Annotated in this window: 10 protein-coding genes and 1 pseudogene; 9 read left to right on the forward strand and 2 right to left on the reverse strand. The window is 51.9% G+C overall.

The window, feature by feature from the left end:
• Window positions 1–27 precede the first annotated feature (27 nt).
• From Q0Z69_RS12465 to Q0Z69_RS12485, 5 genes are read left to right on the forward strand one after another with little or no spacing between them, the layout of a single operon-like run.
• Window positions 28–525 carry a TRAP transporter small permease gene (locus Q0Z69_RS12465; protein WP_298034060.1) on the forward strand — a complete coding sequence of 166 codons (498 nt, stop codon included), beginning with the start codon at window positions 28–30 and terminating at the stop codon, window positions 523–525.
• Window positions 522–1,802, forward strand: coding sequence for a TRAP transporter large permease (locus tag Q0Z69_RS12470; RefSeq protein WP_298034062.1), 1,281 nt, complete (start codon window positions 522–524; stop codon window positions 1,800–1,802). The genes Q0Z69_RS12465 and Q0Z69_RS12470 overlap by 4 nt, the downstream gene beginning before the upstream one ends.
• 15 nt (window positions 1,803–1,817) lie before the next feature.
• Window positions 1,818–3,152: an amidohydrolase gene (locus Q0Z69_RS12475; protein WP_298034064.1), complete on the forward strand. Its 1,335-nt coding sequence runs from the start codon at window positions 1,818–1,820 to the stop codon at window positions 3,150–3,152.
• Window positions 3,153–3,165: 13 nt separating this feature from the next.
• Window positions 3,166–3,669 (forward strand): thiamine pyrophosphate-binding protein, encoded by a 504-nt coding sequence (locus Q0Z69_RS12480; protein ID WP_298034067.1) that lies wholly within the window; start codon window positions 3,166–3,168, stop codon window positions 3,667–3,669.
• Window positions 3,666–4,280: a thiamine pyrophosphate-dependent enzyme gene (locus Q0Z69_RS12485; RefSeq protein WP_298034068.1), complete on the forward strand. Its 615-nt coding sequence runs from the start codon at window positions 3,666–3,668 to the stop codon at window positions 4,278–4,280. Before Q0Z69_RS12480 ends, Q0Z69_RS12485 begins: the two co-directional genes overlap by 4 nt.
• 214 nt (window positions 4,281–4,494) lie before the next feature.
• Here the strand turns inward: Q0Z69_RS12485 and Q0Z69_RS12490 are convergent.
• Window positions 4,495–5,115, reverse strand: a pseudogene (locus Q0Z69_RS12490) (pyruvate:ferredoxin (flavodoxin) oxidoreductase); the annotation flags it as partial.
• A 144-nt stretch (window positions 5,116–5,259) separates the two neighbouring features.
• Entirely contained in the window at window positions 5,260–5,406 is a 147-nt protein-coding gene (locus Q0Z69_RS12495; RefSeq protein WP_298034070.1) for a hypothetical protein, read from the reverse strand.
• A 726-nt stretch (window positions 5,407–6,132) separates the two neighbouring features.
• On the opposite strand from Q0Z69_RS12495, the gene Q0Z69_RS12500 reads away from it, so the two are divergent.
• The 4 genes from Q0Z69_RS12500 to Q0Z69_RS12515 form a co-directional block, all read left to right on the forward strand.
• Window positions 6,133–7,008: a helix-turn-helix transcriptional regulator gene (locus tag Q0Z69_RS12500; protein ID WP_298034074.1), complete on the forward strand. Its 876-nt coding sequence runs from the start codon at window positions 6,133–6,135 to the stop codon at window positions 7,006–7,008.
• 341 nt (window positions 7,009–7,349) lie between these two features.
• On the forward strand, window positions 7,350–8,843 hold the full coding sequence (gene glpK, locus Q0Z69_RS12505) for a glycerol kinase GlpK (RefSeq protein WP_298034077.1): 1,494 nt from the start codon (window positions 7,350–7,352) through the stop codon (window positions 8,841–8,843).
• A 189-nt stretch (window positions 8,844–9,032) separates the two neighbouring features.
• The gene (locus Q0Z69_RS12510; RefSeq protein ID WP_298034079.1) at window positions 9,033–10,130 is read left to right on the forward strand and encodes an alanine--glyoxylate aminotransferase family protein; all 1,098 of its coding nucleotides are present in this window, start codon (window positions 9,033–9,035) and stop codon (window positions 10,128–10,130) included.
• Window positions 10,131–10,235: 105 nt separating this feature from the next.
• Window positions 10,236–10,524 (forward strand): Glu/Leu/Phe/Val dehydrogenase dimerization domain-containing protein (locus Q0Z69_RS12515; protein ID WP_298034082.1); only part of this gene is annotated, 289 nt, incomplete at its 3' end.

The following is a 10,524-nucleotide window of genomic DNA, read 5'->3' on the forward strand; positions in this document are numbered from 1 at the left end:
CAATCTCTAATAAGGAGAGTGATTATTTTGAAACAGCTGACCAAATGCTGCAATGTATTGGAAAAGGTATGCCTGGATTTTGCGATCGTTCTTCTTGTGGTCGTTACGCTGCTGACTTTTGCGGAAACTGTCTTGCGCTATTCATTTCATACCAGCCTGAAATATACGCAGGAAATCGTTACCTACGCGATGCCGTGGATCGCTTTTGTGGGCGGCGCCGTTGCCTGGAGGAGAAGCGCGCTGGTCAATATCGATGTGCTGGGAAAAGCCCCTCAATGGCTGAAGATGATCTGTGCCTTTTTAGGTCAGCTTTTGGTTCTGTTTTTGCTGGTCCTCACAGTAAAAAGCGGCGTTTTGTATGCGATGAAGAACCTGAAACAGCTTTCTCCGGCAATGCAGGTCAGCGTATCCTGGTGCTATGCCTCAATTCCAGTGGGATGCATTTTTATGATACTGTTCTCTATTGAGAAGGTCCTAAGCGCATTTCTTTCCCCAAAAGCAGTAAAGGAGGGTCCTGAAGTATGATACTGGCCGCTTTGTTAGTCCTATTTGCCGTATTTATTCTGTTGGGCATTCCCATTGCCTATATTCTGGGCCTTGTACCTGTGGGATATTTTCTCCTGTCGTCCGGATCGGTTCCGTCTATTATCCTTTCTCAGAAAATCATCGGCGGCTGTACTAGTTTTACTTTGATGGCTATCCCGTTCTTTGTTCTGGCGGGCAATCTGATGAACGGAGGTGGCATTACAAAGCGTCTGATCAACTTCTGCAACGCGCTGGTCGGCCATATTCGCGGCGGTCTTGCCGTTGCGGATGTGATTTGCTCGATGTTCCTGGGCGGCATCTCCGGCTCCGCAAACGCGGATACCGCTGCCTTGGGCGTTGCGTTGGTTCCAGAGATGGTGGAAAAGGGATATGATAAGGACTTCGCGATGGGGCTGACCGTTGCGGCGAATACGGTGGGACCAATCATTCCGCCAAGCATCTCAATGGTCGTCTACGGCTCTTTAGCCGGAGTCAGTGTCGGCGCGTTGTTTTTGGGTGGCTTTGTTCCCGGTATCCTGATCGGCCTTGTGCTCTCTGTCATGGCGATCATTTTCTCCGCTGTGAGAAAGTATCCCAAGACCGGCAAATTCTCCTTCAAAAACCTTTGGCTGTCCTTTAAGCAGGCCATCCTGGCGCTTGGTATGCCCGTCATCATCCTGGGCGGCGTTCTCACCGGCATCTGCACCCCCACGGAAGCTGCCGCCGTCGCCGTAGTGTACTCTTTCATAATTGGCTTTTTTGTATTCAAAACATTTACGCTGAAAAGCCTTTATTCTATCCTAGAGGATACCATTGTACTGAGCGCTTCTATCTTTGTGATCATCGGCTTCAGCAATATCCTTGCCTATCTGGTGGCGTCTGAGCGCATGCCGCAGCTAATCTGCGATTGGCTGTTGGCCAGTACCGGCAATAACAAGTACCTGGTCTTGTTCATCATCAATGTGATCTTGTTGATCATGGGGATGTTTCTGGATCCCAGCGCGAGTATGATCCTGCTTACCCCGATCCTTGTACCGATAGCAAAGACGCTGGGGATTGACCTGATCCATCTGGGAGTCGTAGTTGTAATGAATGTGACCATTGGCCTGACCACGCCTCCCGTGGGCACCTGTCTGTACATCGGCGCGTCAATGGCAAACTTGCCTGTTATGAAACTGTTTAAGGCAATGGCCCCGTTCCTAGCGGCCAATATCGCTGTTTTACTATTGGTAACATATTGTCCTCAGCTCGTTACAATGCTGAGCCAACTGGTATAAGAGGTGAAAAATCAGATGAAGAAGAATACGTATATGGTCGAAAACGGCGTCATCTTAACAATGGATGCCGAAAAGCACGTCTACTCTGACAAAGCCCTGATTCTGAAGGATGGCCGCATTGCTGATATCTGCGATGTGGAAACGGCAAAGGATTGCTATCCGGATGCCATACCTGTCAACGCTGACGGCATGGTGGTGATGCCGGGCCTGGTCAATACGCATCTGCACTCATGCCTAGTTCGCGGCTTCGGGGATGACATGAAGCTGTACGACTGGCATGAAGCGATCGCTGAGACGGTCAGCCGTCATATGACGGAGGAGCAAGCCTATACCGGCGCTCTGCTGACCTATCTGGAATGCCTGAAATCCGGCACGACTACCTTCCTTGGATTAGAGAAATATTGCTGGAAATGCTACGACGCGGCTGTGGACAGCGGTATTCGTGCCCGCATCGTCCCCTATATTCTGGATTTCGACGATTGCGAAGATACTGTGGAACTCAACATCGAATATGTGGAAAAAACGAAGGGGCCAGATGAGCGGGTCAAATTTTGGTTTGGCTTCGACAGCTTCCGCGAAGCGGGCGATGCGCTGATTGCTCGTATCGTCAAACTGTCCAACCAGTATCACATCGGCATGCAGACACACTCCAATGAGTCTGTTGACGATGTAAAGCGCTGTGAGGAGATGCACGGCATGACGCCCATTGAGTATCTGCACAAAATGGGTGTCCTGACAAACCGCACGGTTTTGGCCCACTGCGTCCATCTCAGTGAGAAAGAGCGCCAGCTGATGGTGCAGACGGATTGCCGTGTTGCCCACTGCTGCGTGAGCAATATGAAGCTGTGTGACGGTGCGGCCCCTATCGTGGACTACAAGAAGCGCGGAATCAAAATGGGCCTGGGAACTGACGGCGCAAACTCCAACAACAATTATGACCTGTTCGAAGAGATGAAGACGGCTATCCTGCAGCAGCGGATTGTAAATGACAGCGCTGATTGCATGAAAGCCGAGGACGCACTGTATATGGCTACGCTGGGCGGTGCGGATGTGCTGGGTCTGGCCGATGAGATCGGTTCCCTGGAGGTTGGAAAGCGAGCGGACGTCATTCTAGTCAACATGAAATCGCTTCACTCGCTTCCCATAGTTGGCAAGATTCCGTCCATTTTGGAGTCCAATCTGGTCTATGCCTGCAACGGCTCGGATGTGGATACCGTATTTGTAGACGGCGATATGGTCATGCAGGGCCGCAAGCTGCTGAAAGTCGATGAGGCCGTGCTGATCGAGCAGGCGAACAAAGAGGCATGCAAGCTGGTGTCCTTGCTTCGTGACAGCGGCGTAAAAATGTGAGGGAGAGAGCATTATGATCAGTATGGAAGATGCAAATCAAATTATGGATGCCCTGGAAGAGGCCCACGTTAAAGTCGTTGTGTTTCTTCCTGAATCTCGACTGAAACCCCTGTATTCTATGCTGCTGAATGACAGCCGCTTTGAGGTGATAACCGTTCCCAACGAGTCAACAGGCGTATGCATCGCTGCCGGCGCGTGGATCGGTGGAAAGCGTTCTGTTATGATCATGGAAAATTCCGGCGTTCGTGTTGCCTGTGAAGCACTGGCCCGGATCGGTCTGGAGCGTCAGATTCCCATCTTTATTATGATGGCATACAGAGGAGATTTCGGTGAAGAAAACTGGTGGGGCGTCAATCACGGCATCACGATGGAGCCGGTGCTGCACGCGCTGCGTATTCCATATCAAGTCGTCCGCCATTCCGAAGATTTGAAGCCTGCGATCCACAATGCGGTCTTGCATGCAGAGACGTCGATGTATCACACGGCAGTCATCGTGGGAAGGAGCGTGATTTCATGAACCGTTATGAATGCATGAAGCGGCTCGCTGGCAAGCTGAAAGGCGATGAGCTGTTCGTGATCTCTTTGGGAAAAATGGTGGATGAGTGGGAAAACGCTTATCCTACAGTGCGGTCGCTGAACATGGGCGCGCTGGGCGTGGAGTGCGGAACCGCCATCGGTCTTGCAACCGCACTGCCCCACAGAAGAGTCATTTGTCACGATTCAGATGGCAGTCAATTGCTGGATCTGGGCTGCCTGGCCGTTCTCGGCAACCGCCGGCCCAAGAACCTGATCGTTTTCGTTTGGGACAATGAGAGCTACGATTCTCTTTATACCAATCCGCCGCTGCCTACGGAGACACGCGGAAATGTGGACCTGGCAAAAATGGCGGCAGGTGCCGGTGTGCAGTACACGATGACAGTGAGGACCTATGAAGAATTCGACGCGGCGGTAGAGGAAGCGCTGGCAGCAAATGAGTTGTACTATATCGTGGTAAAGCACGACACGTCTGCCCCGGCAGAGCAGCTGCATCGAAGAGTGCAGGATGGCGTAGAGGGCAAGTATCAGTTCCTGCGTTATATTGAGGAGAGCGAAGGTCTCCAAATCAAGCCCCCCTGTGCAGTGCTGTAAAGTTTCGGCAAAAATTTCATAGGGCTGATACGGAAATTTATGAGTGTTTATCTGTCCTATCCTGACCCAGATAGCCATTCCCCTAAAATACGGGCGGAAGATATCGCCGCTGGGGTAATGGAGACCACCAGGCGAAAATAGAGAAATTTCCTTATTCCATGTCCCAGATCATAGAAAAGGAGCAGCAGGGAAAACCCTGCTGCTCCTTTTCTGTTTATCCTGATGTGCTATCCGTCTGTTCCTGATCCGCCAAATGTTTGTAGCTCTCATAGCGCTCCTGCACGTCATGCTCCACCTTGATATACAGCCGCTCCGCCTTTTCCGGGAAGGACAGCTCCAAAGACGCATAGCGGTTTTCTCTCATGAGGAACCCGGCAAAATCACCGGCAGGAGCCTTAGAAGCCAGTGTGAGGGGATTTTTGCCCTCTTCCCTCCGCGGGATTGTAGGGGTAGAGGTGCCGGCAGCCGCACTCCACAGCCTTCTTTTCCTCCATTTGGCTTGATCCCATACTGGCCTTTATGTCATGCTCGATGCAGGGGCAATAGCAGATGTGACCAGCGCGGGGCCGTTATATGCCTCCACTTCCCGGATGGCGCGCAGTGTCTGGGCCGGATCGGCGCCCATAGCCACCTGCGCCACATAGACATGGCCATAGCTCATGGCCTTCATGCCCAGATCCTTTTTCTTGGTCTCTTTCCCGCCCACGGCAAACTTTGCAATGGTGCCTGCCGCCGTGGATTTGGACGGCCGGCCTCCGGTGTTGGAGTATACCTCCGTGTCCAGCACCAGCATATTGATATCTCTGCCGGACGCCAGCACATGGTCCAGGCCGCCAGCAGCGCGTCGGATACCCTCCGGGACTCCTGCGTCACATTTCCCCGGCCCGAATAATCACGGCAGGCAACACGTTCCATCTGGCGATCTCCGCGCTTTCAGGGAACGCTCGTCTGCATCGTCGCAGGCCACCTATCAGCAGATTCATTTGATCCAAGTGTCCAAATCACCGACATCGCGGACAGCCTCCAGCAGATCCACCACCATGGACCAATTGTAGAAGCGCTCCGCAAAGGAGATCTGAACGAGCTTCACACGCTGATCTGCCAGCATGTAAAGGACTTCTACCATATTGACGCCTATGTGCTCCGATGCTATCAGAGGTAGCGGCGCATAGGGCAAGGTGCTGAGCGGAGTGAACTAGCCAATTACCGCACATGGCGCGTCCTTCCAGTGCGTGATACCACGCATGCTGGTAAGACGGCGCCATGTTTGTAAGAAGGAAACCACTGGCATTGCCGGTGGTTTCCTTCGTGCAATAAAAAGGCGCAGCATTGCGGCATTCACGCAATGCTGTGTTCAGAGGAAAGAAATGCGGCGGATGCTGGCGCGGATATTCAAAAAAACAGATGGTCAAATCGCACACGCTGCATCCGGAATCGCTTCCATGCTCCGCTTTATAAACCGCAAGGACTGCTGAAGCGTTTCCACATCTTCCATCACACTGGCTGCCTGCAGATCCTGGACAACGCCTTTTGGAATCAAATATTTCCTCTAGTAATGGTCGTAATCCATGTGCTACAATCTGTTTGAAATCCTTTTTCAATTCCCCTTTGATGTTCATATCAATAGACTTTGTACGGAGCGTCAAAAATATCATAAAGCCGCCATTTATATGATTTTCTAAAAAAGAGGCGCATTGATTTATTTGTCGGAAGAATTTTACTATTTTTGTATAAATCGGAATTTTCTTATGCGCCGTCTTACGATATTCTAATATAAAAAGACACCCCTGATCCACGGCGGACAAAGGGCAGCACGATCTGATATGGATCTTGTCGGAAAGGTGGAATGTGAATGTCATTTTATATCAGCAACCGGCAGACCAGCGAAGCAATGGCACGAAACACGCCACAAGTTCCGGTGCTGTTGGAGCGTCCTGAAACAGGATTGCAGCACCGCATCTATCCAGAAGAATTTGACCTGTCCTTTTTGATGGTCGACTCTTATGAGTTGACAAATAGAGATCGTGTCACGCTCTATTACCCGATCATACCAGGCCCATGCCCCTCTCTTTTCTTTAAGTTCAACCAGAATACCGCCAGCGGCGGCTTTTGCGGAATGACGACAGTATTAAAAAAGATATCTCTGCCGCCCCAGCACACCTTGTTCTGTGTAAGATTACAGCCCGGCACCGCTGGATATCTGTCAAATCATTCTGCGAAATTGCTGACAAACAGCTGCCTTTCCATAGAAAATTATTTTTGCAGGACTGCTCTCCTTCTGAATCAGCTTCGCACCGGCGAATCTTTTCATGAGCGAAATGTGCGCATTCACCAATATATCAAAGCGCTTATGGCTGATTCGTCCTGGAGGCCAATGCCCATCATAAAGCTGTGTTTTGATTATATGAAAGAGGCCGGAGGAGATATACAAGTATCAAAGCTTGCAGAGCTTGTAGGGTGCAGCGACCGGTATCTATGCCGCGTTTTTCAAGAACACGTTGGCAGTTCCCTGAAGCTCTGCTGTGAGATTGAAAAGATGCAGCACTCATTGAACGATATTTTAACGACAAGGCCAAAATCTCTGATCCAAGTTGCCCTCCGCCATGGGTACTTTGATCAGCCTCATATGAACCGGGCCTATCAAAAGCTTCTGGGCCGGACCGCCAGTGATATGCGGTTTTTCGATGAGACCTCCTGCTATACCAACAGCATACCTATCATTTTTTAAGAAGCGGTCATCGCATAGGGAAGGAACGATCGCATTCCCTTTTGTCCGCAGGGCTTCGGGCAGGATCTCCAGACAGTGAAGAACGCCGGCCTTTTGAAAGAAGCTTGCGGTGCAATGATACGGGATTTACAATTGGCATATCGATATGGAGCCCATACGCGTCAGGGTTCGTAGGATCTTTGATGCTCGGCCGGCGCCGGGCAGTCCAGCACACGCAGGGCTGGATCATAGCCGATCCTTAACATGTACGTTCCACTGGGCCAAAACGGCAGCGGCATTGACTTTGGCGGTGGGATTGACTACAATGGAGTTGCATTTTCAGCAGAATGGAGGGAGCCGCAATGGCAGGACGATATTATCTCGGCTTGGATCAGGGTACGATCGGCACGACCGCCATACTCTTTGACCAAAGCTGGCATGAGGTATCCAGAGGCTACTGTGAGATACCGGTGTTCTATCCCCAGCCCGGCTGGGTGGAGCATGACCCTGAAGATGTCTGGCATTCTATCCTTTCAGCCACTGAGCAGGCCCTGCGGAATGTAGGTGCGGATGCCGCCTCGCTTCTCTGCATCGGTTTGAATCACGAGGGAGAATCTGTGGTGATCTGGGACCCAGAGACGGGTTTGCCCGTCTATCCGGCGATCACATGGCAGGACCGAAGGACCGTGCGGATGGCGGAGGAGCTGGCGTATGAATATAACGATCTGGTCCTCAAAAAGACCGGCCTGATGATCGACAGCTATTTTAGCGCCGTGAAATACAAGTGGATCCTTGACCACATCCAGAAAACAGGTCGATCAGAAAAAAAGAAACGGCTCATGGCTGGAACCATGGATACATGGATCATTTGGAAGCTCACCCGGGGAGCGCTCCATATCACCGACGCCTCCACCGCTTCACGGACCATGCTGTTTCATTTGGACGAAAATCGGTGGGACGAGGAGCTGATCTCTCTCTTCGGTTTGGAAAACCTGATCTTCCCGGAGATACAGGACAGTGCCGCACGCTATTGCTTTACTGACCCAGAGGCGTTTTTTGGCGCGCGTGTACCTGTTTCCGCCATCCTGGTAGACCAGCAGGCAGCTCTCATCGGCAATGGCTGTGTGGAACAAGGCTCCATCAAAGCCACCTACGGCACAGGCTGCTTTATGCTGATGAACACCGGTGATTCTGTTGTGCGGTCTTCTCACGGCTTGCTGCCGACGATTGCCTGGCGCCTGAATGGCAAAACCACTTACGCCCTGGATGGCGGCGTATATATTGCCGGGGGAGCGGTCAAATGGCTTCAGAAGGGTTTGGAGATCGTAGCCTCGCCTGATGAGACCGAGACGTTAGCCGGCAGTGTGCGCAGCAATGGCGGCGTCTATTTTGTCCCTGCCTTTACCGGTCTGGCAGCCCCCTATTGGGATTCTTATGCCTCGGGAATGATGATCGGCATCAACAGCAGCACGCAAAAGGGCCATATCGCGCGTGCCGCCCTGGAAGCGATCGCCTATCAGGTGCGGGATGTGCTGGACGCCATGGCTCATGACGCCCAAGTTCCTATCACTACGATGCGCTGCAATGGCAGTCCCACGGCAAACAGCTTTTTGATGCAGTTCCAAGCAGACATTCTGGGAGTCGCATTAGAGATCCCTCAAGTGTCCAATGCCACCGCTCTTGGCAGCGCCTTTATGGGGGCTTTAGGTATCGGAGACTTTGACTCCATTGACGATATCTCCCGCCTTTGGTCGGTCTCGCGCCGCTATGAACCCAAAATGGGGGCGGATGAGCGGAACAGTCTTCTCTACAACTGGCACCGTGCCGTGGAGCGCGCGAAATACTGGAATGAGTGAAAAAGTTCCGATTTATACAAATTCCAGTTCTGTTTTATACCTGTTTTATTGTATTTTGTTGACGAAATATAGGAAAGCGCTAAGATGGGCTCAGAGGATCTGCCCAAGGCGCTTTCCTTTTTTTGCGGGCATTTCTCTCACGCCGCGCAGCTTTGCTCGCGGTGAATTCAGTGAGATGGAGTGATTTTTATGGCAATGACCAAACTGTTCAGCCCGGGTCCCGTTATGGTGAAAGACAATGTCCGCCATTCGCTTCTGCATTATGATATCTGCCACAGAAGCAAAGAGTTCGAAGCGCTGTTTGTGGACACCCAAGCCAAGATCCTGCGCTTATTTGAGGCAGACGATTCTTACGACAGCGTGATCGTCTCCGGTTCCGGCACCTCGGCCAACGAAACGATCCTCTCTTCCCTGTTTCGCGCAGGGGACGCCGTCATGCTGATCCGCAACGGCATGTTCGGTGAGCGGCTGCTGGAGATCATCAACAAGTATCAGATCCCCCTGGTAGACTGCCCCTTTGACTGGGCCACGTATCCTGACTTAGGCGTGGTGGAAAATATGATGGCTGCTCATCCTGAGGTCACAGTGGTGGCGATGGTGTTCCATGAGACCTGCACGGGCATGATCAATCCTGTACCTCAGGTTGGCGCTCTTTGCAAGAAATACGGCAAGCTGTTCTCTGTGGACTGTGTTTCCGCCGCTGCCGGCGAGCATATCCGCGTCGTGGACAATAATATCGCCATCGCCGCCTCCGTAGGCGGAAAGTGCCTTGGCGCCTTCCCCGGCTCAGCCTATATCTGCGCCCGTAAGGAACTTCTGCGCAGCTTGACTGCAGACCAGTGCAAGAACGTGTATCTGAGCCTGTATAAGCATTATCAAAGTTCCATCACCAGCCATCAGACGCCCAATACTCCCAATGTAAATTTGTTCTGGCCTTTGAATGTTGCTTTAACGAATGCTCTGGATGATGAAACTTTAGATGGCCGTATCGCCCGTTATCAGCGCTGCGCTGCGATCATCCGTGAGGGTTTGACCGCAATGGGCTGCCGTCTCCTTCTGGACAGCCACATGTCCAATACCGTCACGTCCGTGTTCCTGCCCGCCGGAGTGGATGCCAATACCTTCCTGAAGGAGATGGAGAAGCGCGGGTATACCTTCTATATCGGCAAGGGCGACTATGCGAAGCAGGGCATGATCCAGGTGGCAAACATGGGCGAGATCTATGAGCAGGATTGCCGCAACATGCTGGAAGTCTTTTCTGCTGTTCTTAAGCAGATGAAACAGTAACTGCGTCGATACGATCCCAAATCACAGATGTTTCACTGAACTGTCCAAACAGCGCTGTCAGCCGTATCAGACTGTGGACAATACATTTTCGAAGGAGATGGACCCATGAACACATACTTGGCAAGTGTTATTGAGAATGTTAAAATCAAACACGCCAATGAGCCCGAGTTTGTCCAAACCGTGGAGGAGGTCTTTTCCTCTCTGGAGCCGGTCATTGAAAAGCATCCGGAATATGAGAAAGTGGACCTTCTGAACCGTATGGTGGAGCCGGAGCGGATGTTCACCTTCCGCGTCTGCTGGATGGCCGACGACGGCACCTGGCACACCAACACCGGCTGGCGCTGCCAGTTCAACGGTGCCATCGGCCCCTATAAGGGCGGCCTGCGCTTCCAGC

Origin of the sequence: uncultured Dysosmobacter sp., assembly GCF_947631165.1 — a bacterium.
Classification (GTDB): Bacteria; Bacillota; Clostridia; order Oscillospirales; family Oscillospiraceae; genus Oscillibacter.